Here is a 23860-nt window from a genome sequence, read left to right on the forward strand (position 1 = left end):
CCTTATCCCAATTTGAGTTTTAATTCTTCCATAAATGTTCCCATCGGCTGTCTGAGAACCACCTTCACACCATTGTCAAAATAAAACTCCGTTCCTGCTGTTACCAGCATGAATGAAGGAACACCCATCTTACGGATAAGCACCAGTTCGCTGGGTTTGCCTGTAAAACGATAATAATGTTCGGACATCACATCGATTAACAACGCACCCTCTTGCCGAGTAATATCTCCGCTCATTAACAGCTTATCAAGGACGTAGAGCATCATAATCTGCTCCAAAGCATATTGCGGTTGTTCCCGACCTGCTTCTTTCAACAGATCCAGCGAGACTTGTGAAACAATGTTTCGCTCTAATAGTTGCTGTGCAGACATCTCCACTTCACCCAACGTAGGTGAGAACACGTCAGCCAGCTCATCCAGCGATAATCCGTCTTTCATATTGAGAATCTTGTCAATGCGCAGTAAAATCTGTTGTTTGGGAAAAAAGGTCTCTTGTCCGGTGTAGGACGACTTTCGAATAAACCATTCTTCCGGAATGAGATTTTTCCGCTTCCAGCGGTATAACTGGCCGTAGGAGATTCCTGTCAGGTCCAGCAGTTCTTTTTTGGAGATCAAATCATCCGTCATATATGGTCCCCCTTTATATTAAAATCAGTGTAACATAACATTGTTACGTTGTAAACAACGTCGTAACAATGTTGATCTTCCCGCCATTCCACTCATCTGGCTTAGCCTGTTGAAACCTTACAATTTAGAGATACTCCTGCATGATTTTTTAATGTGCATCTTGTTATTGCATTGCACGAGCAATGCGTATAACCTGTTAAATATGGACACTTAAAAGCTATTAGGGAGCAATCCCGGCTCATCCTCTCAAGTCAAAAACACGTGGTTAACGAACTTATGAAAGGGGTTTCTTATACTCATGGCACTTATTAAATGTGATTTTTACTCCGATACGCTTGGGCTGAGTACCAGCATGCATGTCATTCTGCCGCAACAAACCCACAATCAGATCGGTATGGAGAACGTGACTGGCAAAGGTCTTCACCCAACCCTGTACCTGTTACACGGTCTATCGGATGATGATTCCATCTGGCTGCGCCGCACATCGATTGAACGTTATGTAGCAAACCTTGGAATCGCCGTTGTTATGCCACAGGTACATCGTAGTTTCTATACGGATATGGTCGAAGGCGGAAAATACTGGACGTTTATCAGCGAAGAACTGCCCTCACTTGCTCGTTCTTTCTTCCCTCTGTCATCAAAGCGTGAGGATAACTTCGTTGCTGGATTATCCATGGGTGGTTATGGCGCGTTCAAGCTGGCCCTTCGTAAACCAGAGCAATATGCGGCAGCTGCCAGTTTGTCTGGAGCACTCGATATGTCTGCACATATGGATAGAAACGCATCCTCAGCATTACAACAGACAGAGTTACAGCGGATTTTTGGACCCGATGTGGCAGGTACAGAGAACGATCTGATCCATCTGTTAAAAGAAAATCAGTCTGGCGAAAGCCCACGACCTTTGCTCTACCAATGTTGCGGAACGGAAGATTTCCTGTATGAGGATAATCAAACTTTCCGTCAAGCCTGCGAACAAACAAACTTCGAATTGACCTATGAGGAAGGACCTGGTGAACATGAATGGGGCTACTGGGATGCCAAGATCCAGGATGTATTGAAATGGTTGCCTTTGCCCAAGCGCGATTAGTAGAGCATTAGTAGCCCCTGCAGATAATGAAGACTAGCATTCCAATGACAAAACAACCTTCCGTTGCTATGGCGTTATGAATGATCCACATCATATCGCTATAAAGCACAAAAAAGCAGGCCGTTGAGAACAAAGTTCTCTGGCCTGCTTCTTTATTGTACTGTCGTATCTGTACAAATACCTATAGTAACCGTGGTATTAACCGCGGTTCGTAATCCATTGCTCGGTAATTTCCAGTACCTTTTCACTGCGTCCGATGGCTTCCGCGACTTGACCCGAAGCTGTTCCGCCGTAAACATTACGAGCGTTCACAACAGCTTCCGGTTGCAGTACGTCATAGATGCGTTCATCGAACAGCGGTGAGAACTGCTTGAATTCATCGATCGTCAGATCCAGCAAATACTTGCTGTTCTGGATGCAGTACAGCACTGTTTTACCAATGACTTCATGCGCCTGACGGAAAGGCAAGCCTTCGCCTACGAGGAAATCGGCAATATCCGTAGCGTTCGAGAAATCCTGGTTGACCGCTTGACGCATACGATCCTTGTTCACGGTCATTGTCGCGATCATTGGAGCAAACAGTTGAAGTGCACCTTCCAGCGTTGCTACCGTATCGAACATGCCTTCTTTGTCTTCCTGCATATCTTTGTTGTATGCCAGTGGGAGAGATTTCAAAACCGTCAGCAAACCAATCAGGTTGCCGTACACACGTCCTGTTTTACCACGAACCAGTTCAGGAACGTCCGGGTTTTTCTTCTGAGGCATAATGCTGCTGCCTGTGCAGAATGCATCGTCCAGTTCAACAAACCCAAACTCCGTGCTGCTCCACAGTACCAGCTCTTCACTCAGACGGGACAAGTGAGTCATGATCAGCGAAGCTGCCGCCAGGAACTCTACGATAAAGTCACGGTCGCTTACTGCGTCCAGACTGTTCTCGTACACGCCGTCAAAGCCCAGTTGTTCCGCCACAAAATGACGGTCGATCGGGAAAGTTGTGCCCGCGAGCGCACCTGCGCCCAGTGGCAGGATGTTAATGCGTTTGTAGCTGTCCATCAGCCGCTCAGCATCCCGTTGGAACATAGAGACATACGCCATCAGGTGATGGGCGAACAGAATCGGCTGTGCCCGTTGAAGATGCGTATAACCCGGTACGATGGTATCGAGGTTATCTTTCGCTTGTCCAATCAGTGCTTCCTGCAAGGAATGCAGCATGCCTACAAATCCAACCACGCGCTCACGCAAGTATAGGTGCATATCCGTTGCAACCTGGTCGTTCCGGCTACGGCCTGTATGTAATTTACCGCCTACAGGGCCAATCGTCTCGATCAGGTTTTTCTCAATATTCATGTGGATGTCTTCGTCCGATACGGAGAATTCAACTTCGCCCGCACGGATTTTGTGCAGAACGGTGATCAGTCCTTCTTTGATCGTTTCTACATCTTCCGCTGGGAGAATGCCGCATTTGCCTAACATCGTCACATGGGCCAGACTTCCCTGGATATCCTCTTCAGCCAATGCTTTGTCAAAATTAATCGATGCCGTATATTCCTCAACCAAATGATTGGTTTGTTTTGTAAAACGTCCTCCCCACAGCTTGCTCACAGTGAGTACTCCCCTTTCGCTCATGGACAAAGCCGCTCCTGCCTGATGTGCAAGAACGGCCTGTCTTGTCATTTATATTGATATAGATCTATGATGCAGGTTGAAATTAGTTTTTGTTCTGCTCCACGCCGGAGTTTACTTTCAAACGCAGTGCATTCAGGCGGATAAAGCCTGTTGCATCACCTTGATCGTAAGCTTGCGTTGGATCAGCTTCCATCGTTGCGATGTCCGGATTGTAGAGGCTGACAGGACTTTTCACACCTGCGCCGATGATGTTGCCTTTGTAAAGTTTCACACGAACTGTACCTGTAACGTTCTTCTGGCTTTCGCTCACCAGCGCTTGCAGCGCCAGACGTTCCGGTGCGAACCAGAAACCGTTGTATACCAATGTGCTGTAACGTGTGATCAGGCTGTCACGCAGGTTCATCACTTCACGGTCCATCGTGATGGATTCCATTTTGCGATGTGCAGTGAACAAGATTGTTCCACCCGGTGTTTCGTATACGCCACGGCTCTTCATACCAACAAAACGGTTTTCAACCATATCTACACGGCCAATACCATGTTTGCCACCCAGCTCGTTCAGTTGCTCCATCACTTGCAGCGGGCTCAGGCGTTCACCGTTCAGTGCAACACAGTCGCCTTTTTCGAATTCAAGCTCAACATATTCCGCTTGGTCCGGCGCATCTTCAGGTGCACTGCTCAGCAGGAACATGTCTTTGTTCTCGTCCGCGCTTGGATCGAACCAAGGATCTTCAAGCACACCGCTCTCATAGCTGATATGCAGCAAGTTACGGTCTGTGGAGTATGGTTTAGCCGCAGATGCGGTTACCGGAATACCATGTTTCTCAGCGTAAGCAATCATCTCGGCACGTCCCGGGAATTGGTTGCGGAATTCTTCCAGACGCCAAGGTGCAATGACGTTAATGTCTGGCGTCAGCGCAGCCGCATTCAACTCAAAGCGAACTTGGTCATTTCCTTTACCCGTAGCGCCGTGAGCGATGGCTGTAGCGCCTTCTGCACGAGCGATATCCACCATGCGTTTAGCGATCAGTGGACGAGCGATACTTGTGCCGAGCAGGTATTGTCCTTCATAGAGGGCACCTGCCTGGAACATCGGATAGATGAAATCTTTCGCGAATTCATCACGCAGATCGTCGATGTATACTTTGGAAGCGCCAGTAGCGAGTGCTTTTTCCTCCAAGCCATCCAGTTCGTCCTTTTGTCCGATATCCGCTGTGAAGGCGATAATCTCAGCATCATATGTTTCTTTCAACCATTTCAAAATTACAGATGTGTCCAACCCGCCTGAATACGCGAGTACAATTTTTTCCTTAGCCATGTTCGATGGTCCTCCCCAAGATCAGTTAAGTTAAACAGAGCCTTCATACACTGAATCCTACGAGCTTCTTATTTAACTAACTTTTTAAAGTACATTATAGATGAATCTATCATCGCGAAATCTGCGCCTAAAATCAACCCATAAAGGCAAACAGCATCTATTCGCTCATTAACGCAGCCATTAATGCTTTCTGTGCATGCAAGCGATTCTCCGCCTGATCAAAGATCAGGGAGTTCGGTCCGTCAATTACTCCAGCGCTTACTTCTTCGCCGCGGTGTGCTGGCAGACAGTGCAAGAACATGTAGTCCGGCTTCGCGCCTTTCATCAGTTCCTCGTCCACTTGATATGCCGCAAATGCCTGCTCACGAATCTTCTGCTCTTCCTCAAAGCCCATGCTTGCCCATACATCCGTATACACGATATCTGCATCTTTCGCAGCTTCCTGTGCACTGTACGTTACAGTTACTTCAGAACCGCTCTCCTGTGCGATAATGCGCGCCTGCTCCACAACTGCGCTATCCGGCTCATAACCTTCTGGCGTTGCTACAGCAACATGCATACCCATCTTCGCTGCACCGAGCATCAGGGAGTGTGCCATATTGTTGCCATCTCCGATGTAAGCCATTTTCAGACCTGCGAGCTTGCCTTTGTGCTCCAGCACCGTTTGGAAGTCTGCCAGTACCTGACAAGGATGCGCTGCATCGCTCAGGCCGTTAATGACCGGAACATCCGCATGTTCTGCCAGTTCAGTTACATTATGGTGTCCAAAGGTACGGATCATGATGCCGTCCAGGTAACGGGACAGTACTTTGGCTGTATCATGTGTCGTTTCCCCGCGACCCAGCTGGATATCATTTTTACTCAGGAAGAGTGCATGTCCACCCAACTGGAACATGCCCACTTCAAAGGATACACGCGTACGTGTGGACGATTTTTCAAAAATAAGTCCGATCGTTTTGCCTTTCAACGGTTGAAACGGTACACCGCTTTTTTGCTTGCCTTTAATCTCAATCGCGAGATCAAGCAGATAACGAATCTCCTCGGCCGTATAGTCCGTGAACTCGATAAAATCCCGGCCTCTCAGATCAATCTTCTGAATCTTTTCCGTCTGTTGTGCTGTCATCTATAATGTCCTCCTTATTTCCGGTTCCCTGCACCCGCATGGGCAGAAGAGAGCACCGTTAACATCGCGTTTGGTGCTTCTCAAGTTCATCTTCCGCAAGTTCTCCGCGCGGCTACAGGGATTCATCATCTCATTCTGCTTCGAGGCCAGTAACGGCCCCGACACAGAAAGGTTTCTCAGTTTTATGTTAGGCTTTCGCCGCTACGTGCTCTTCAATCAATGTGGCTACCAGTGATACGGCCTCGTCGATCTCTTCTTTGCTCACATACAGGTTCGGAAGCAAACGAATCACATTCGGTCCTGCAGAGACGAACAAGATACCGCGTTTTTGCCCAGCAAGCACAATGTCGCCTACCGGCTCAGCACATTCAATGCCGACCAACAATCCCAAGCCACGAACTTCCTTCACAAAGGAATTACCCGCCAAACGATTCCGCAGGGAGCTCATCAGGTATTCACCCATCTCTGCTGCACGCTCTGGCAAGCGATCTTCCAGCATCGTTTCGATGGTTGCAATCACAACGGATGAAGCAAGTGGTGTTCCACCAAAGGTGGTCGCATGGCTACCTGGCGTGAACGCATCCCGCAGGAAGCCTTTACCCAACATCGCGCCTACAGGGAAACCACTACCGATACCTTTAGCCACAGTAAACACATCTGGCTCGATGCCATAATGTTCGTGCGCGAACAGTTTGCCTGTACGTCCCATTCCAGTCTGCACTTCATCCACAATGAGTAACAATCCGTGCTCATCACACAGTTTCCGTACATGCTTGACGAATTCCGGTTCAACCGGATATACACCACCCTCGGCCTGAACCATCTCCAGCATAATCGCTGCCGTGTTAGGTCCAATTGCCGCTTCAAGTGCAGGGATATCATGCAAAGGTACGGTTACAAATCCGGCTGGTAATGGCAAAAATCCTTCTTTCACCTTATCCTGTCCAGTTGCTGTCAGTGTAGCGAGTGTCCGTCCATGGAAGGACTGTGCAAATGTGATCACTTCATAGCGATCTGTGCCCTTCACCTTCTGGTGATAACGACGGGCTACTTTGATAGCCGCTTCGTTCGCTTCGGCACCACTGTTACAGAAGAACACTGCATCAGCGCATGTATTGGCTGTCAGCAAAGCTGCTGCCTTCTCCTGGCCCGGAATCTGGAACAGGTTGGATACATGCCACAACTCATCAATCTGAGCTTTCAGCTTGGCGCCGACTTTCTCCGGTCCATGGCCCAGACTCGTTACAGCGAGCCCGCACATGAAATCGAGATAACGGTTGCCCTGATCATCCCATAACCAGCTGCCTTTACCTTTGACCAGACTGATTGGATAACGCGCATACGTTGGGAAAAGTGAGCTTTCCGTCTGTGCCGCTGCACCTGTTGCGCCCGCTACCGCTGTGCCAGAACCTGGCTGTTCGTTGCCTTTTGCCATCACCATATCACTCCTATTGGTTGGTGCACACCTAAGGTGAATAAAATATAGCACTAGATCACTCCGAGTACAGTACCATCTTTTGAACGTCTGCATACTCCACTTCGATGACAGAACAACCTTCCGATCGCTGTTATCTCCGGATTTCTTGATTAATTGTTTAAAGGTCGAAATCCGGGGATAAAGGCGCACGCTTCGCTTCTTCAGGTTATTTCTGTCCTCTACGTTCTCGCGTTTCTGTTTCTTCAGATTGATTCTGCGCTCTTCGTTATCGTGCTATGCCAATATTCACAAAAAAGCCGTGCACATATTTTTTTTATTTAATATAAGACCATGAAGACCCTAGCGCACTGAGAAAATTACTGCATACGGATAATTTTTGTTCCGATGATTTCTCCACCAAGCACTCGGCTCAGGATCTGTGGTTCGCTGCCGTCTACGATGACGACCTCACGTACTTGACCATGAATACATGCAATAGCTGCACGCACTTTAGGAATCATGCCGCCATAAATTTCTCCGGTTTGGATCATATCCTCAATCTCCTGTACAGATACGGATGGCAGTACTTTTTTCTCGCCGCCTACGTTCTTCATAATGCCAGGAACGTCAGTCACGACAATCATCCGACTTACGCCAAGATGAGACGCCACAGCACCCGCAGCTGTATCTGCGTTGATGTTGTAGCGTTGTCCGGTGGCATCCACACCAACTGGCGCGATAACCGGCATGTAACCCATGTTCACGATGCCTTGGATAATTTCTGCGTTCACACCAGTGACATCGCCTACCCAGCCGATCTCTGCGTGGTTTGTAACAGGTTTAGCCTGGATCAAGCCACCGTCCACGCCGGATAAACCTAGTGCACGACCGCCCACACGTTGGATCAGGCGCACGATCTGTTTGTTGATACTGCCCGCAAGCACCATCTCCACTACGTCCAGCACAGGTTCCGTTGTTTTGCGTAGGCCATTAACGAATTCAGTTTCGATACCAAGCTTCGCCAGGTTATCCGAAATCGCAGGACCTCCACCATGCACGATTACCGGCTGCGTGCCCTGAGATTGCAAATCACGCAGATCCGCAAAGAAGGACTCTGGCAATGCCGCCAGTGTGCTGCCTCCACATTTCATGACAAACATCTGTTTCTCTGTGCTCGCTTCCGTTGCGGTACTGTTGTTTGGCATTGTTGAATTCATGAGGGCAAGCTCCTTTCTTAGTAAAAATCACATTCAATAAAATCCAACACCTTTAAAGGATGACAAAGGCTGCTATGAGTCCATTCCGAATTCGGATTGTTCTTTCGATCGCTGTTGTCTCCAGTTTTTTTTGAATTCCTCCTATATGGGGAAAACCTGGAGACAAAGGCGACCGCTCCGCTTCTTCAGAATCAATTCCGTCTTCTTCATTACTATCGCTATATATCAAACATTAAATAACAAGTTTAAATTTCATTGATGATTTTTGAAATATTTCAAACCAGCTTCACAATAGAAGAGAGCTGTTTCGTAAACATTTTGTCCAAAGGCTTATTACGTGCGGTATGCTGCGTTAATTCGGACGTAGTCATACGTCAGGTCACAGCCCCAGGCTGTTGCTGTTCCTTCGCCGTGGTGCAGATCCACCACAATGCGTACTGTATCGGTCTGCAAATAGGCCAATGCCAATTCTTCGTTGAAAACGACGGGACGGGACTGTTCAAGTACCGAGATCTCTCCCAACCGTATATTTACCGTATCCGGGTTCACTGGTTGCCCTGCACGTCCTACGGCTGCAATAATCCGTCCCCAGTTGGCATCAGCGCCAAACATAGCTGATTTCACCAGACTGGACCCGATGACGGTTTTGGCAATCGCTTGCGCGGATTCATCACTTACTGCACCAGTCACTTCTACCTCAACCAGTTTGGTTGCTCCTTCACCATCGCGAGCAATGGCTTTGGCCAGCACTTGGCATACATAGGTGAAGCCGGCTGCAAAAACGTCCCAATCCGGATGCTCTGTTGTCAGCTCTTCATTGCCTGCATATCCACTGGACATGGCTACCAACATGTCGTTCGTACTTGTATCGCCATCAACGGTAATCATGTTGAATGTATGATTGGTTGCCTGGCGAAGCAGGCGCTGCAACGCTTCTGCACCAATGACCGCATCAGAGGTCATGAAAGCGAGCATTGTCGCCATATTCGGATGAATCATACCCGAGCCTTTGGCGGCTCCCGCAATCGTAACCGTCTTGCCGTTAACCAGAACGGAGACGCAAGCTTCCTTTTTCACCAAATCCGTTGTCAGAATCGCTTGTGAAAATTGTTCCGCCTCATTAGACTCCTTGCCCATATGCGCTGGAAGTCCGGTGATGCCTGAATGTACAGCATCCATTTTGAGCAATTCCCCAATGACACCTGTGGATGCCACAGCCACGTCCTCTTCCGCCACACCCAACTCACGCGCAGCAGCCGAACGCATCGCATAAGCATCTTCTTCCCCTTGTTGCCCTGTACATGCATTGGCATTACCACTGTTAACGATAACAGCCTGAAGGCGTCCGTTGCTCAAGCTTTCGCGCGTTACTTTGAGTGGTGCCGCTTGAAACACGTTCGTTGTGTATACAGCAGCAGCTGTAGCCGGTACATCACATCGGATCGCTCCGATATCATTACGAGATGTTTTTTTCAACCCGCAGTGAAGTCCACCAGCAGTGAACCCCCCAGGGGTTACAATTGTTCCGTTCTCAACCACGGTAAAACTTTGTTGCTCCACATTCGTCCCCATATCATATCCCCCGTATGCGCTCAGCTATATGCCGATGATCCGCCTGCTTAACCTGATCCGATCTCCCTAAGTGACTCCGAGAAAGCACTTTACACCGAATGTTCCAGTACTCCTCCTGAATTCCAATCCCTTATGGATATACCGGTGTCATGTTCAGCCCGAGGTTCTCCTCCCATCCCATCATCAGGTTCATATTTTGAATCGCTTGCCCGGATGCACCCTTCACCAGGTTGTCGATGACCGAAATAATGGTCAAACGCCCTGTGCGAGGATCTACCGCAAATCCGATATCACAATAGTTGGATCCGTACACTTCTTTGGTAGAAGGCCAGATGCCCGGTTCACGTACACGTACGAAAGGTCTGTTCTCATAATATTTGCGGTATAAATCTACGATCTCCCGATCGCTGTGTTCCCCAACGAGTTTTGCATACATCGTACTCATGATCCCACGTGTCATAGGCACCAGATGTGTTGTAAAGGTAACCGTAACAGGCGTTCCCGTTAGATCACCAAGCACTTGTTCGATCTCGGGAATATGTTGGTGTTTGTTCAGTTTATAGGCTTTGAGATTTTCATTCATCTCTGCATAATGGTTTGTCAGACTTGTTCCGCGTCCTGCCCCGGACACGCCTGATTTGGCATCAATAATAATAGTAGAAGGATCAATCCAGCCTGCCTCTACTGCAGGGATCAGTCCAAGAAGTGTAGCCGTTGGGTAACAGCCTGGGTTGGATATGAAATTCTGTCCCTTCACCTTTTCCCCGTACACCTCAGCCATGCCGTATACAGCTTGTTCCAGCAAATCAGCTGAAGGCGCCGGATGTTTGTACCACTCTTCGTACACTGTTCCATCTTTGAGTCTGAAATCGCCAGACAGGTCAATGACCTTAAGCCCTGCTGCCAGCAGGCTTGGTACGAGCTTCGCACTTACGCCAGACGGGGTTGCTGTGAATACCAGATCTGCACGACTCGCAATTTCAGCCGGATCTACACCGTCGAGTGGCCTGTGAATCACGCCCGTCAAATGCGGAAATCCATCTGCGATGGACTCACCACTGCTCGATGATGAGATCACCGATGTGATTTCAACCTGCGGATGGTTCTGGAAAAAACGAATCAGCTCCACCCCGCCGTAGCCGGTGGAACCGACGATTGCTACTTTTAATTTGTTATTCACTCTCGCTCCCCCAATCTCGATGTATGCGCTACTTGTGCTATGCCCTTGCATGAATGAAGCCCGAACACAGCAATTCCGTCGCTTATATGCATATTTGTGTATTATTATACGACTCTGGTTATATAAATACAACACTCTATCATCAATTTCACATGGATTTCCATCCAATCCGAACATATCTTTTTTAACATCCGGGACGAACAGGTATACTTCTGTTAAAATACGTATTAGTAGGAAACATTACAATCAGGGTCTCATTCATAACTAACCTGCTAATCAAGGACATATGAATAGATTCATGATGGTCATTATGAGACGTGGGGGACTATAGTGCATATCGAATCCATTTTACTTATTGTACTCCTGGGCCTGAATATTATTTTTGCAGCAGCCGTTGTTTTCTTCGAGCGGAAGGATGCTAGCGCTTCCTGGGCTTGGCTGCTTGTCTTGAACTTTATTCCGGTGTTTGGGTTTGTACTTTATCTTTTAACTGGTCAGAACCTGACCCGATACCGGCTTTTCCAGTGGAAGGAACGCAAGAAGCTCGGGCTGGAGGAACGTATTGAAGCCCAGCTCACGCAGCTGCATGATAACCGCACCCCTTTCCGCAACCAAGCAACCGAGAGTAGCCAGGACATGATCTATATGAACCTGAAGCAGAACGGCGCTCTGTTAACGGAGGATAATGCGGTTGAGATCATTACGGACGGAACAGACAAGTTCCAACGGCTCCTGGACGACATCGAAGCGGCTCAGGATCACGTGCACGTGCAATACTACATCTATAGAGGCGACCGTCTGGGCAAAAGAATCCGGGATGCACTCATCCGCAAGGCGCGGGAAGGCATCAAAGTTCGTCTGCTCTATGACGCGCTCGGATCGCGGCGAGTATCCAAACGCTTTTTCAAAGAATTGCGCGAAGCAGGCGGTTTGGTTGAAGTCTTTTTCCCGTCTAAATTCAGTCTGATCAACTTGCGTATGAACTATCGTAATCACCGTAAGATTGTCATCATTGATGGTAACCTTGGGTACACGGGCGGATTCAATGTTGGTGATGAGTATCTAGGCTTGAACTCGAAATTCGGTTACTGGCGCGACACACATCTGCGTATTCAGGGGAATGCCGTTCATGCATTGCAGACCCGTTTCCTCCTGGATTGGAATGAAGCGTCCAAGCAACACGATACACCTTATGTTCCGGCACATTTCCCTCATATCGAGGGTACGGGCAACACTGCCATGCAGATTGTCTCCAGTGGCCCGGATGCGGAGACTGAGCATATCAAGAACAGTTATCTCAAGATGATTAATGGTGCCAAACACTCGATTCTGATTCAAACGCCTTATTTTATCCCGGATGCCAGTGTATTCGAAGCGATTCGTCTCGCGTGTCTATCTGGTATTGATGTTCGCATTATGATTCCAAATAAACCCGACCATGCTTTCGTATATTGGGCTACGTTATCTTATATCGGTGAGTTGTTGAAGGTTGGCGCCAAGGTATTTATATATGATAATGGCTTCATTCATGCCAAAACACTTATCATTGACAGTTTGGTTGCATCCGTGGGAACCGCCAATATTGACTACCGCAGTTTCCGGTTGAACTTTGAGGTGAATGCCTTTATGTATGATGAAACGATTGCGACAGCACTTGTACAAACCTTTGAGCACGACCTGCATGTATCGCGCGAGATGACGCTCGAGGAGTACCAAAAGCGCAGTCTAATCATCCGCTTCAAAGAAGCCATTTCCCGTCTGTTATCTCCGATTCTGTAGCGGTGGCACTCCAATGACAGAATCGCCTTCCGATCGCTGTTATCCCCAGATTTTTTTGATTTCTATTCTAAAGGGGACAATCCGGGGATAGCACATGCTTCCGAAGTAGCTTTCTTTCAGAAAGCTTTCAGGCGAACGTTCCACTTCTTCAGGATATTTCTGTCCTCTCCGTTATGTGAAATGTTAAATTGAACTTTTAATAATAGAAAAGCAGGTACTCCCTCTCCGTTATCTCAGAGAAGAGCGTACCTGCTTTTTATTTTGAGCTTTCAGAATTATGGGCCTATATGGCTCGCTCACCTAATTCTCACTCCGTTCACACATGCTCTCCCCGTTTAAAACCTTCGCCGAGCACTTCGTGTGCGTTACTGATAATGACAAAAGCCCCTGGGTCTACGGACCGGATCAACGTTTTGAGTCTTGGCACCTCATTTTGCCCAACCACCACCATCAGGACAGTTCGCTGATCATCGGTGTAACCACCTTTGGCTTCCAGCTTCGTCAAACCACGGTCTAGGTCATCGAGAATCACTTTACTTATCGCTTCTGTCTGGTTGGAGATAATATAAGCCACCTTGGAGAAACCCAGCCCCATCTCAACCGCATCGATCACTTTCCCCGTAACATACAATCCAATCAGTGCATAGAGAGATTGTTCCAATGACAATACAAAAGCAGCCATAATAATAACGGTAGCATCCATAATCACCACACAGATTGAGTAACTCAGTCCACTGTATTTCTGCACGATTCTGGCCAGAATGCTCATGCCCCCTGTTGATCCTCGACCGCGGTATACAATGCCGATCCCCAGACCAACGCCAATACCGCCATACAGTGAACCAAGCAACGGGTTCGTTGTTGGAATGGCCCAATCCTTCGTCAGATAGACTAACAGCGGCAGGACGATACTGCCGAGGACTGAGCGGATTCCATACTGTTTACCAATGAGTAGAAATCCTGCAATCAGAAGTGGAATGTTAATCGCCCACTGGGTATATGCCGGTTCCCAATTAAGCCATTCCTTGCCCAGAATTGATAACCCGGACACCCCGCCTGAAGCAATCTGATTCGGTAATAAAAATAAATTAAAGGCCACTGCAATTAAAAACGAGCCTAAAATGATAGACACCGTATCCACCACATTCCGCCATGGGCCATTAAGGGGGATGAGGCTGGTTAACCTCTTTTTGCGGTTATTATGAAATTGTGATCGTTGTTGCATGTTCTCGTGCTCTCCTTTGTTGTGACTGATCAGTTGTTTGTTCATGTTCTCTATATCTTATAAAATGATTCAAAAAAAAGCTCCTGTATACACCAGCATACGCCTACACGCATGGGTCCATACAGGAACTTATTTTAATCGGTTTCTACTTTAATCTGGCTACGCAAATAACCATCGATGAATGCATCGAGGTCGCCGTCCATTACTGCTCCTGTATTTCCTGTCTCTACACTTGTACGGTGATCCTTTACCATACTATAGGGATGGAATACATAGGAGCGAATCTGGCTACCCCATGAAATATCCGACTGATCTCCTCGGATTTCATCCAGCTGTTGTTTTTGCTCTTCAATTTTACGCTCATACAATTTCGAACGGAGCATCGTCATCGCTCGCTCACGGTTCTTGATCTGTGAACGTTCATTCTGACACGTTACAACCACACCTGTCGGAAGGTGAGTAATCCGTACGGCAGAGTCGGTGGTATTAATATGCTGTCCACCCGCGCCACTTGCCCGGTACGTATCGATCTTGAGATCCTCTGTACGGATGTCCAATTCAATCGTGTCATCAATCTCCGGTACCACATCACAGGATACGAAGGACGTATGTCTACGGCCCGATGAGTCAAAAGGAGAGATCCGCACCAGTCGGTGTACACCCTTCTCGGCTTTCAGATAACCATAAGCGTTATGTCCCTTGATCGACAACGTAACACTCTTAATCCCAGCCTCATCACCTGGCAGATAATCCAGTACCTCCACCTTGAAGCCTCGCTTCTCAGACCAGCGTGTGTACATGCGAAGAAGCATCTGGCCCCAATCCTGAGACTCGGTACCACCCGCACCCGGGTGAAGCTCCAAGATCGCATTCATCTTATCGTATGGCTGATTCAGGAGAAGCTGAAGTTCGAACTCTGCGACCTTATTCACGATGGCTGTAATACTGTTGCCAATCTCGGTAGCGAGGTCTTCGTCGCCTTCTTCGTCCGCCAGCTCTATCATCATCACCGCATCATCATAGTCCTGTTGGAGTTTCGTGTATTGATCCACAGATCCCTTTACCGCATTCAGCTCAGCGATTACAGATTGCGCCTTATCACTGTCGTCCCAAAAATCCGGAGCAGACATCTTCACTTCGAAGTTGCCAATCATCTCTTGCTTCAGATCTAAGTCAAAGAGACCCCCTAAGGTTTGTTAGTTTCTTGCCTATTTCACGCAGGTCATGCTTCACATTTGGATCGATCATGTGCAATTCCTCTTTTCATTAAGATAAGCTCCCCGCATCCAGGGTATTCCTTCAGATCAGGTATCAGATGCATCACCCTGGCGTTGAGACTACTGTTGTATCAGTATATCTCTTCTCCGTGATCATGGTCATATTATTATAACTATGCACCATTCATCGGTTTTGCATCCTTCACTTCATCCTATGGAATGCCCGGCTGCGAGGAGCCGTTCATGTCATGCTATATAAGTTGACCTAGTTAATGTTACACCTATCACTCCGATTACAGTAGCATCTTCCGATCGCTCTTATCCCCAGATTTTTTTGATTCCCTCTTTCAAGGGGAAAATCCGAGGATAGCGTTCGCCTAAAAGCTTTCTTGCAGAAAGCTTTTAGGCGAACGCTCCGCTTCTTCAGATTGCTTCTGCACTCTCCGTTATGGTGTAAAATCAAGGTTCAACTTATTACACTAAAGTGTATATAAAAACCATTGTACTACTCTTGACCGTGACAGTGTTTGAACTTCTTGCCACTACCGCATGGACATGGATCGTTACGTCCGATTTGGTCAGAAACCTTCACTGGACGTTTCTCAGCAGGTTCACCGCTTGTCGAGATCTGGCTTTCCTCAACAACCGCTTGACGCTCCTGATTGCTCTCGATCTGTGCTCTCATCACATAAGTCGCTACTTCTTCTTGAATTGAAGCGATCATCTGATGGAACATCTCGAAGCCTTCGAACTGGTACTCACGCAGTGGATCTGTACCGCCATAGGCGCGAAGGTGGATACCTTGACGCAATTGATCCATTGCATCAATATGATCCATCCACTTGCTGTCTACTGCACGCAGCACAACCACTTTCTCGAACTCACGAACCATCTCTTCGCCAATTCGCTCTTCACGTGCATTGTACTTGTTCTGAACTTTCGTGAACAGGTACTCGATGATCTCTTCTGCTTCCTTACCCCATAGATCATCTTTCGTTACCGAACCGTCATCCAGCAATTTGCTGTTCATGTAATCGGCAACTTCCTGCAGTTCCCAGTTTTCCGGAATATCGTCACCACAATGTGCTTCAACGATACGTTCAATGGAAGGTTTGATCATATCCATAACGATCTGTTTGATATTTTCAGACTCCAGTACCTCGCGGCGCTGTTTATAGATAATTTCACGTTGTTGGTTCATGACATCATCATATTGGAGAACGACTTTACGCACGTCAAAGTTGTTACCTTCAACACGTTTCTGCGCCGATTCTACTGCACGGGTAATCATCCGGCTCTCGATCGGTTGGTCTTCTTCAAAACCAAGGCGTTCCATCATGTTCAATACATTGTCTGCACCGAAACGTCTCATCAATTCATCACCCAGTGACAGGTAGAATTGTGTTGAACCCGGGTCACCCTGACGTCCCGCACGACCACGCAGCTGATTATCAATCCGGCGTGATTCGTGACGCTCAGTCCCGATGATATGAAGGCCGCCTACTTCAGCTACACCTTCACCCAAGATAATATCCGTACCCCGTCCAGCCATGTTGGTTGCAATCGTTACTGCACCCGCTTGGCCGGCTCCCGAGATGATCTCTGCTTCTTCAGCATGGTACTTGGCGTTCAGTACCTGGTGTCTCACACCGCGGCGCTTAAGCATATCCGACAGGCGCTCTGAGTTCTCGATGGACACTGTACCTACCAGAACCGGCTGGTTCTTGCTGTGGCGTTCCACGATCTCTTCCACAACCGCTTTGAACTTGCCATCGATGCTCTTGTACACGACATCTGCCATGTCATCCCGTTTGTTCGGACGGTTGGTTGGAATTTGCAGTACTTCGAGACCGTAGATTTTTTTGAACTCTTCTTCCTCGGTTTTCGCTGTACCCGTCATACCCGCAAGTTTACGGTACATCCGGAAATAGTTCTGGAAGGTAATCGTAGCAAGCGTCATGCTCTCGTTTTGTACTTCAATGCCTTCTTTGGCTTCAATTGCTTGGTGCAATCCATCACTGTAACGACGTCCAGACATCAGACGGCCTGTGAATTCATCGACGATCATGACTTCCTCATCACTGACCACATAATCCACGTCACGACGCATGATTACGTTCGCTTTCAAACCCTGCACGATGTGATGGTTGAGCGTAACGTTGGCATGATCATACAAGTTCTCGATACCAAATGCTTTCTCTGCTTTTGCCACACCCGCCTCAGTCAACGCTACGGATTTCACCTTGATGTCTACCGTAAAGTCTTCCTCTGGCACCAGACGTTTCACAAAGCGATCTGCTGCATAGTACATGTCCGTCGATTTCTGGGCTTGTCCGGAGATAATGAGTGGCGTACGCGCCTCATCGACCAGGATGGAGTCCACCTCATCAATGATACAGAAGAACAATGGACGTTGTACCATTTGCTCTTTGTATAGCACCATGTTGTCACGCAGATAGTCAAAACCAAATTCGTTGTTCGTTCCGTACGTAATATCACATGCATACGCATGCTGTTTCAAAGCATGGTCCATACCGCTCAGGTTAACCCCTACCGTCATGCCCATGAATTCATAGATTTGTCCCATTTCCTGGCTATCCCGCTGTGCCAAATAGTCATTGACCGTGACCACGTGTACACCTTTAGACATCAAAGCGTTCAGATATACCGGAAGTGTTCCTACCAGCGTTTTACCTTCACCCGTTTTCATCTCGGAAATACGGCCTTCATGCAGCGCGATACCGCCCAGCATCTGTACATCGTAGTGGCGCTTACCCAGTACACGGCGTGAAGCCTCACGTACGGTTGCAAATGCCTCTGGAAGAAGCTCATCTGTTGTTTCTCCCTTTTCAATACGAGCACGGTATTCGTCCGTTTTACCTTTCAGTTGTTCATCAGACAACGCCTGAAATTGTGGTTCCAGTTTATTGATCACATCGACCGTCTTCATCAGACGTTTAACATCACGTTCGTTCATGTCGCCGAAGATCTTTTTGACAAGTCCTAGCATGGTATACCCCTTTCGTGCAAAACAGAATAGACCCCCTGTTGCCGCCACGCGACACCATCGGATGGATGTTGCATCCACTTTCCCCCGGGGGTGACAAACAATATAATTTGAGCTTAATGAAGGTTACACTTCATCTACTCAGTTGCCAGAATGTCCTTTCGATCGCTGTTATCCCCTGATTTCTTTTAAACTCTCTTCTCAGAGGGTTAAATCCGGGGATAAAGGCGAACGCTTCGCTTCTACAGGTCATTTCTGCCCTCTTCGTCATCCGTGTAAAAATCAAATTCAAATCATATGCTAATAAGTAATATGATGAATCAACTCCAGGCTTGCCAAGGGTTCCTCATGAAGCTGATTCGGTGTTCAGACGGATTCGATTATTAAAAACTAGCCGAAGCCCGCGCCTTGCGAATCATGTTCATGGTGCTGTGCCTGTCATTGATTATGATTAGCGATCATTCGTTGACAATTCCTCATCAGGACAATGATTCTCTTTGCATAAATTGTAACAGTTTGTAAGGGCCGCCGCAACACGCCACGGCACACTTCTTTGAACTTCTGAGACATATCAAATGGAGTTTAAGTGCAAAAAATCATAGTCGTTAGCCGAAGCGTTCGATTGTCATGTTTCATTTTGCAGGGTAGAAAGCCCTGCCAACGAATTTTGATGGTAAATTTGGATGGAAATCTCAATATCCAGTTCTCGAATGTAGGTGTGCGAATATTTTCGTAACCATCGGAATCTGGTGATAAAATTGTACGGATTGTGATTCTTCATACTATCTATTAGACGCAGCAGCATAGGGAATAGTTTCACCATTTTATTTCCAAAGATCATTTCCCAGCTCCTCTACGCACAAAAGAGCCCCATCCCTAAGGAATGGAAGCTCTTGTTAAACCTGATCCAGGAAACTGCAGTTCCTGTGTTCATTATTATTAGATATTCATATGCAAGATCAAACCGATGATCCTGTACGTTTAAGATTAACCTTGTTCGATCAATCCGTACTTGCCATCGTTCCGTTTGTAAACAACGCTAACTTCTTCACTGTCAATGTTGGAGAATACGAAGAAATTGTGACCAACCATGTTCATCTGGAGGATGGCCTCTTCCACGTCCATTGGTTTCAACATAAAGCGTTTCGTCCGTACAACTTCAAGATCATCGTCATCCGTGTCCGCATCCAGTTCAGCTGTAGCTACAGTGCCTGTTGGATCTTCAACGAAGAGCGTTTTCAGGCTGCCTTCCTGGCGGAACTTACGGTTAATTTTTGTTTTGTGTTTGCGGATCTGACGTTCCAGCTTGTCCACCACGGAGTCAATGGATGCATACATATCATCGCTCTCATCCTCAGCGCGGAGCACAATGCCTTTCAAAGGGATCGTCACCTCTACCGTATGCAAACCTCTCGTCGTGCTCAATGTAACAGCACCGTCAGAGTTAAGGGGTGCATCGAAATACTTCTCGAGTCTACTCAACTTTTTGTCGACATAATCCTTCAAAGCATCAGTAACCTCGATTTGTTGACCTCGAATACTTAAATTCATAGGGCACTCCTCCTTTTTCCTTTGCCACTTCATTATAACACGAATGTAAGCGCCATGTAAAAATTCCCGGTGACCGAATAATGACATCTGTTCAAGCCACATCTGCCAACATAGGCATAACGCCATATTTCGCGATATTTCATCATATTCAGCCATAATCGAATATTTACTTGGTATGAGTTATTAGGCGCTTGATGATGTAATTAACCATTTATGAGTTACCTCAATCTAATATGTAAAATGAACTTCAATTAATCTCTTGAATCTACTTCTTTAATCTATTAAATCCACAAGATTACTGTTCCCGGAATGATCTAAAATCTCGAATCTATTAGAACAAAAAAAGACCCCGGAACATACCGGAGTCTGATGCTAGCGATAATTCAATTTGGTAACCATCTAACCATATATGTAGGTCGGATTGTCCGGATGATTATAATTTGATTACGTTAGCTGCTTGCGGTCCACGCGCGCCTTCGACGATGTCGAATTCTACGGATTGACCTTCTTCCAAAGTTTTGAATCCTTCGGATTGAATTGCGGAGAAATGTACGAATACGTCGCCGCCATCTTCAGTCTCAATGAAACCGTAACCTTTTTCTGCGTTGAACCATTTTACTTTACCTTGCATGCACTAACATTCCCTTCGTCATCAAATGAAGTGAAGCTTTCGGCCTTAACCTCTGCCCACAATTCAGATAATACCACCCAAAGTTATCCATTGTCAATTGGTAAAGTAAATGTTTTCTTGGAATTTTTTGTAGATTAATTGGGGATTGTGTTGAAAGGTGGGATATCTTGAATATATCAAGTAATCGGAGGGTTGGTAAGTCTATTTTTGATGTATTAATAATAGAAACTCGAATGAGAGTTTACTATTCAGATAACGAGTGAATAACAAAATTTACGAAAGTTAAACATTCTATAATTTTACTATTATAGTTAATTAGTATAAGGGGTTAGCTAGGATAAGCAGAAAATTGACCTGTACTAAAAAGTAGTAGATCACAAAAAACATGGCACTGTTTGCTTAAATCTATTAACTCATATTTATATGAACAATCAAATTATTTATTAAAACAATCTTCATTTTCATAGATAAGAAGAATTACAGACTACTTTTAAAATAAAACAGAGCAAATCTTAGGAGATCTGCCCTGTTCTTAATGTATTATTTTCTTCTATCCATTAGCATGCTATCAGGTGCATAAGCAGTCTCATATACATTTCGCTGCATTTTTGCTTGATTACGCTTATGCAACCAATCTTGAGCCTCAATCCGAAGTGAATTCATGCGATCAAGTAAAGTTTTATCATAGGCCAAAATCCGATGAACTTCCTCTTTTTGTTTCACACCCAGAGGACAATTCTCACTCTCTTTAACTATAGCATCAACAATTTGTTGTCGATCTTGTATGAAGGTTTCCAGTTCCTCATATGAGATCTCCTCAATCCGTTCAATGACTTCCTGAGTCATTATAGACAATTGCTCAATAAGCTTATCCATGAGCACTTTCAGTCTGAGCAGAGGCAAGTTTAGAAGCCTGCACCCAAGTTTCCCGCAAATCCGTCAAATATCCAATGGCCTCTTCTGCTTTTTCTGGACTTTTACGAATATTAGCCTCGATTAGAAGATAGTTCGTATACTCATATAGAGCGAACAAGTTTTTGGATACATCGAATGACTGGTCCAGCGTAGACATAAGTTCACTAATAATCGTCTGAGCTTTACCCAGATTCAAATTTGCCTTTTCAATATCCTGGTTATTCAGGCCCTCAAGTCCAACTTTTACAAATCGGATTGCCCCATCATACAGCATAATAACCAATTGAGCTGGCGTTGAAGTCTGAACGGAAGATTGACGATATTTTTCATATGGAGATTTAATCAATTAGGTCACCCTCTATTATAAAATTTCTCTTAGCTTGTGGTAGAGAATAGACTGGACGACTGTGAACTGAGTTTGTTCATTGCTGTTTCCATCGCAGTGAACTGTTTATAATAACGAGTCTCTGTGTTTTCCAAAATGGTAAGCATATTCGTAATTCGACTATTGTACTCTTTGAGTTTCCTACCCATAGCACTTTCTTCTTTGTAACTGACTGTGAGATCAGCTGAGAATTTACTGGTTCCGACACGTGTAACGAGACTATCCAACGAACCTGATATTTTGTCTGCCAACTTGTCAAAAATACCATTATTCGCCTCACTACCTGTGCCCTGGAACAGATCAACTGCTTTTTGAGGATTCTCAGTCAACGCTTTTTTCAAGACGACTTCATCCAGAACAATTTTGCCTCCTGAGTTGTAGGATCCCATTGTAATCCCCATCTCAGATAAAGCGACGACTTGACCCGATATAATTCCTCTCATGTTAGAAAGCGCTGATCTTAAAATGTCATCATTTTTCAATAGACCACTCTTAGCTTTGTCGGTCCAGTTTGTAATATCCGTATCTTTCATCGCTGTCTTTTGTTCGTCGGTCAACGGTTTGAAGTCACGATATTTGTTCTCATCTAACTTGGTATTTAACAACGTTATTAACGAGTTATAGTCCTCTACGAAGCTTTTAATAGTTTGCAAAGCAGTTTCAGTATCACTCGATGTCGTAATGCTAACAGGTATGTCCTTAGAAGGGTCTGCCGGATCTGCTGTCGTCTTCTGAAGAGTTAACTGCACACCGTTAATGGTAACAGTATTGCTCTTGTCCGTATAATCTCTGCCGTTAACACTGAATTTGGCATCTTGAGCATTTGTTGTTTTGTACTTGTCCGGCCCATCATTAACTGGGTTATATTTCTGATTAAAAAGCTCAAGTAAACTGTCATCATCCGTTGCTACAAGATCTGCTTTACCGTCTGTACCACTCGTTTTAGAGTTGATAATTAATTTACCACTTATCTCATCATACTTGGCAGTAACGTTAGCTTTGGCATTACCATTAATCGTAGCGACCATCGTAGCGATGGATGTAGATCCGGTAAATAATGACTTACCATTACTATCGGTAAAACTCACACCGTTAATCGTGAATTTAAATTCTTCAGCATTGAGCGCAGTTCGATCTGCCTCTGTGAGTGTAGCTGGATCTTTTCCTTCTTTCATAATCTGCAAATCAGCTAACGTTTTGGTACTGGCTACTGGTGCATTGAGCCCGAATGTTTCAACTGTCTTCTTGGTTGCTAATTGCGTAATACTGACTTTCATATCAATTCCGTTAGCGTTTGCCGAAGCTTCAGCTTTTAGAGCATCGGTGTTTCCACTCACAACGGCTTTTTGTGTATTTAATGCCGCACTTTTTCCATACTTATCAATGAGTTTGTTCGTACGAAAGTCTACGAGTTTGCTATTAATTTCTCTATAACTATCACGTTTCCATTCCAGGATTTGCTTTTCCTGATTCAGTTTATCCAACGGAATACGCTTGGCAGTCATCATGCTCTTAACCATACTATCTACGTCCATGCCTGAGAAGCCGTTAATACGAGTTACCATGAAATCCCTCCTATAATTAAATTTTTTCGTCTACCAATATACCTGCAATTTCCATCATCTTGGCTACCAAGTCTAATGTTTTCTCTGGTGGAATCTCACGAATAAGTTCTCCCGTATCTTTGTTCATCACTTTCACCATGATGTCATGGGTCTTCTCATGTACACTGATTTCCAACGTAGTCTCGGGGCCTTGCAAAGATTGCACCGCACGTTCAATCGTTTTAATTAATTGCTCATCTGCAACCGAAATTTTGGCACCTTGACTTTCTCTCGTGCTCAGGTCTTTATAATTTTTAATAGCTGACGCTGAAGATATTGATTCACTTGCACTTTGAACAGGAGCTACTTCTGGTCGTGGCTGTCCGTTAGCTGCGCCGGATGCCGAGAAGGAAAACTGTACATTCATGTGCTCTATCCTC

At 46.1% G+C, this 23860-nt stretch carries 19 protein-coding genes; 2 read left to right on the top strand and 17 right to left on the bottom strand.

What is annotated here, in order from left to right; translation table 11 throughout:
* Positions 1 to 2: 2 nt before the first annotated feature.
* Positions 3 to 626, bottom strand: a complete 624-nt coding sequence (locus NKT06_RS28315; protein WP_253441248.1) for a YhbD family protein — start codon at positions 624 to 626, stop codon at positions 3 to 5.
* A 298-nt stretch (positions 627 to 924) separates the two neighbouring features.
* On the opposite strand from NKT06_RS28315, the gene NKT06_RS28320 reads away from it, so the two are divergent.
* Entirely contained in the window at positions 925 to 1713 is a 789-nt protein-coding gene (locus NKT06_RS28320; RefSeq protein WP_253441250.1) for an alpha/beta hydrolase, read from the top strand.
* 198 nt (positions 1714 to 1911) lie between these two features.
* Here NKT06_RS28320 and argH read toward each other — a convergent pair whose 3' ends face one another.
* From argH to argC, 7 genes are all read right to left on the bottom strand, one after another.
* Entirely contained in the window at positions 1912 to 3315 is a 1404-nt protein-coding gene (argH, locus tag NKT06_RS28325) for an argininosuccinate lyase (protein ID WP_253442857.1), read from the bottom strand.
* Positions 3316 to 3421: 106 nt separating this feature from the next.
* Positions 3422 to 4657 (bottom strand): argininosuccinate synthase, encoded by a 1236-nt coding sequence (locus NKT06_RS28330; RefSeq protein ID WP_253441252.1) that lies wholly within the window; start codon positions 4655 to 4657, stop codon positions 3422 to 3424.
* Positions 4658 to 4814: 157 nt separating this feature from the next.
* A complete protein-coding gene (gene argF, locus NKT06_RS28335) occupies positions 4815 to 5780 on the bottom strand; it encodes an ornithine carbamoyltransferase (RefSeq protein WP_047840650.1) in 966 nt (321 codons plus the stop codon).
* Positions 5781 to 5967: 187 nt separating this feature from the next.
* Positions 5968 to 7215, bottom strand: a complete 1248-nt coding sequence (locus tag NKT06_RS28340; RefSeq protein WP_253441254.1) for an aspartate aminotransferase family protein — start codon at positions 7213 to 7215, stop codon at positions 5968 to 5970.
* Positions 7216 to 7574: 359 nt separating this feature from the next.
* Positions 7575 to 8414 carry an acetylglutamate kinase gene (gene argB, locus NKT06_RS28345; RefSeq protein WP_253441256.1) on the bottom strand — a complete coding sequence of 280 codons (840 nt, stop codon included), beginning with the start codon at positions 8412 to 8414 and terminating at the stop codon, positions 7575 to 7577.
* 333 nt (positions 8415 to 8747) lie between these two features.
* The gene (gene argJ, locus NKT06_RS28350) at positions 8748 to 9986 is read right to left on the bottom strand and encodes a bifunctional glutamate N-acetyltransferase/amino-acid acetyltransferase ArgJ (RefSeq protein ID WP_253441257.1); all 1239 of its coding nucleotides are present in this window, start codon (positions 9984 to 9986) and stop codon (positions 8748 to 8750) included.
* A 130-nt stretch (positions 9987 to 10116) separates the two neighbouring features.
* Positions 10117 to 11166 (bottom strand): N-acetyl-gamma-glutamyl-phosphate reductase, encoded by a 1050-nt coding sequence (argC, locus tag NKT06_RS28355; RefSeq protein ID WP_253441259.1) that lies wholly within the window; start codon positions 11164 to 11166, stop codon positions 10117 to 10119.
* A 330-nt stretch (positions 11167 to 11496) separates the two neighbouring features.
* Between argC and cls the strand changes: the two genes are divergently transcribed.
* Positions 11497 to 12945: a cardiolipin synthase gene (gene cls / locus NKT06_RS28360; protein WP_253441261.1), complete on the top strand. Its 1449-nt coding sequence runs from the start codon at positions 11497 to 11499 to the stop codon at positions 12943 to 12945.
* Between the two features lie 316 nt (positions 12946 to 13261).
* On the opposite strand, the gene NKT06_RS28365 is transcribed toward cls, so the two are convergent.
* From NKT06_RS28365 to NKT06_RS28405, 9 genes are all read right to left on the bottom strand, one after another.
* Entirely contained in the window at positions 13262 to 14170 is a 909-nt protein-coding gene (locus tag NKT06_RS28365; RefSeq protein ID WP_253441263.1) for a YitT family protein, read from the bottom strand.
* A gap of 134 nt (positions 14171 to 14304) precedes the next feature.
* Positions 14305 to 15418, bottom strand: a protein-coding gene (gene prfB, locus NKT06_RS28370; RefSeq protein ID WP_124116498.1) for a peptide chain release factor 2 whose coding sequence is annotated in 2 segments (ribosomal slippage) — positions 14305 to 15345 and positions 15347 to 15418 — 1113 coding nt in all. Because the reading frame shifts where the segments join, the coding sequence is not laid out codon by codon here.
* Positions 15419 to 15892: 474 nt separating this feature from the next.
* Positions 15893 to 18397: a preprotein translocase subunit SecA gene (secA, locus tag NKT06_RS28375; RefSeq protein WP_253441265.1), complete on the bottom strand. Its 2505-nt coding sequence runs from the start codon at positions 18395 to 18397 to the stop codon at positions 15893 to 15895.
* 984 nt (positions 18398 to 19381) lie between these two features.
* Positions 19382 to 19945: a ribosome hibernation-promoting factor, HPF/YfiA family gene (hpf, locus tag NKT06_RS28380; RefSeq protein WP_047840659.1), complete on the bottom strand. Its 564-nt coding sequence runs from the start codon at positions 19943 to 19945 to the stop codon at positions 19382 to 19384.
* A gap of 433 nt (positions 19946 to 20378) precedes the next feature.
* On the bottom strand, positions 20379 to 20576 hold the full coding sequence (locus NKT06_RS28385) for a cold shock domain-containing protein (protein ID WP_024631599.1): 198 nt from the start codon (positions 20574 to 20576) through the stop codon (positions 20379 to 20381).
* Between the two features lie 540 nt (positions 20577 to 21116).
* Positions 21117 to 21452, bottom strand: a complete 336-nt coding sequence (gene fliT, locus NKT06_RS28390; RefSeq protein WP_253441267.1) for a flagellar protein FliT — start codon at positions 21450 to 21452, stop codon at positions 21117 to 21119.
* Positions 21445 to 21837 carry a flagellar export chaperone FliS gene (gene fliS / locus NKT06_RS28395; protein WP_253441270.1) on the bottom strand — a complete coding sequence of 131 codons (393 nt, stop codon included), beginning with the start codon at positions 21835 to 21837 and terminating at the stop codon, positions 21445 to 21447. Before fliS ends, fliT begins: the two co-directional genes overlap by 8 nt.
* A gap of 29 nt (positions 21838 to 21866) precedes the next feature.
* Positions 21867 to 23441: a flagellar filament capping protein FliD gene (gene fliD / locus NKT06_RS28400; protein ID WP_253441272.1), complete on the bottom strand. Its 1575-nt coding sequence runs from the start codon at positions 23439 to 23441 to the stop codon at positions 21867 to 21869.
* 16 nt (positions 23442 to 23457) lie between these two features.
* Positions 23458 to 23847: a flagellar protein FlaG gene (locus NKT06_RS28405; protein ID WP_253441274.1), complete on the bottom strand. Its 390-nt coding sequence runs from the start codon at positions 23845 to 23847 to the stop codon at positions 23458 to 23460.
* Positions 23848 to 23860 lie beyond the last annotated feature (13 nt).

This window comes from Paenibacillus sp. 1781tsa1, assembly GCF_024159265.1.
Taxonomy (GTDB): domain Bacteria; phylum Bacillota; class Bacilli; order Paenibacillales; family Paenibacillaceae; genus Paenibacillus.

Excerpts from the sequence above, each read along its gene's own strand:
- NKT06_RS28315 (WP_253441248.1), bottom strand. The coding sequence starts at position 626 with ATGACGGATGATTTGATCTCCAAAAAAGAACTGCTGGACCTGACAGGA.
- NKT06_RS28320 (WP_253441250.1), top strand. The coding sequence starts at position 925 with ATGGCACTTATTAAATGTGATTTTTACTCCGATACGCTTGGGCTGAGT.
- NKT06_RS28330 (WP_253441252.1), bottom strand. The coding sequence starts at position 4,657 with ATGGCTAAGGAAAAAATTGTACTCGCGTATTCAGGCGGGTTGGACACA.
- argF (WP_047840650.1), bottom strand. The coding sequence starts at position 5,780 with ATGACAGCACAACAGACGGAAAAGATTCAGAAGATTGATCTGAGAGGC.
- NKT06_RS28340 (WP_253441254.1), bottom strand. The coding sequence starts at position 7,215 with ATGGCAAAAGGCAACGAACAGCCAGGTTCTGGCACAGCGGTAGCGGGC.
- argB (WP_253441256.1), bottom strand. The coding sequence starts at position 8,414 with ATGAATTCAACAATGCCAAACAACAGTACCGCAACGGAAGCGAGCACA.
- argJ (WP_253441257.1), bottom strand. The coding sequence starts at position 9,986 with ATGGGGACGAATGTGGAGCAACAAAGTTTTACCGTGGTTGAGAACGGA.
- NKT06_RS28365 (WP_253441263.1), bottom strand. The coding sequence starts at position 14,170 with ATGCAACAACGATCACAATTTCATAATAACCGCAAAAAGAGGTTAACC.
- secA (WP_253441265.1), bottom strand. The coding sequence starts at position 18,397 with ATGCTAGGACTTGTCAAAAAGATCTTCGGCGACATGAACGAACGTGAT.
- hpf (WP_047840659.1), bottom strand. The coding sequence starts at position 19,945 with ATGAATTTAAGTATTCGAGGTCAACAAATCGAGGTTACTGATGCTTTG.
- NKT06_RS28385 (WP_024631599.1), bottom strand. The coding sequence starts at position 20,576 with ATGCAAGGTAAAGTAAAATGGTTCAACGCAGAAAAAGGTTACGGTTTC.
- fliT (WP_253441267.1), bottom strand. The coding sequence starts at position 21,452 with ATGGATAAGCTTATTGAGCAATTGTCTATAATGACTCAGGAAGTCATT.
- fliD (WP_253441272.1), bottom strand. The coding sequence starts at position 23,441 with ATGGTAACTCGTATTAACGGCTTCTCAGGCATGGACGTAGATAGTATG.
- NKT06_RS28405 (WP_253441274.1), bottom strand. The coding sequence starts at position 23,847 with ATGAATGTACAGTTTTCCTTCTCGGCATCCGGCGCAGCTAACGGACAG.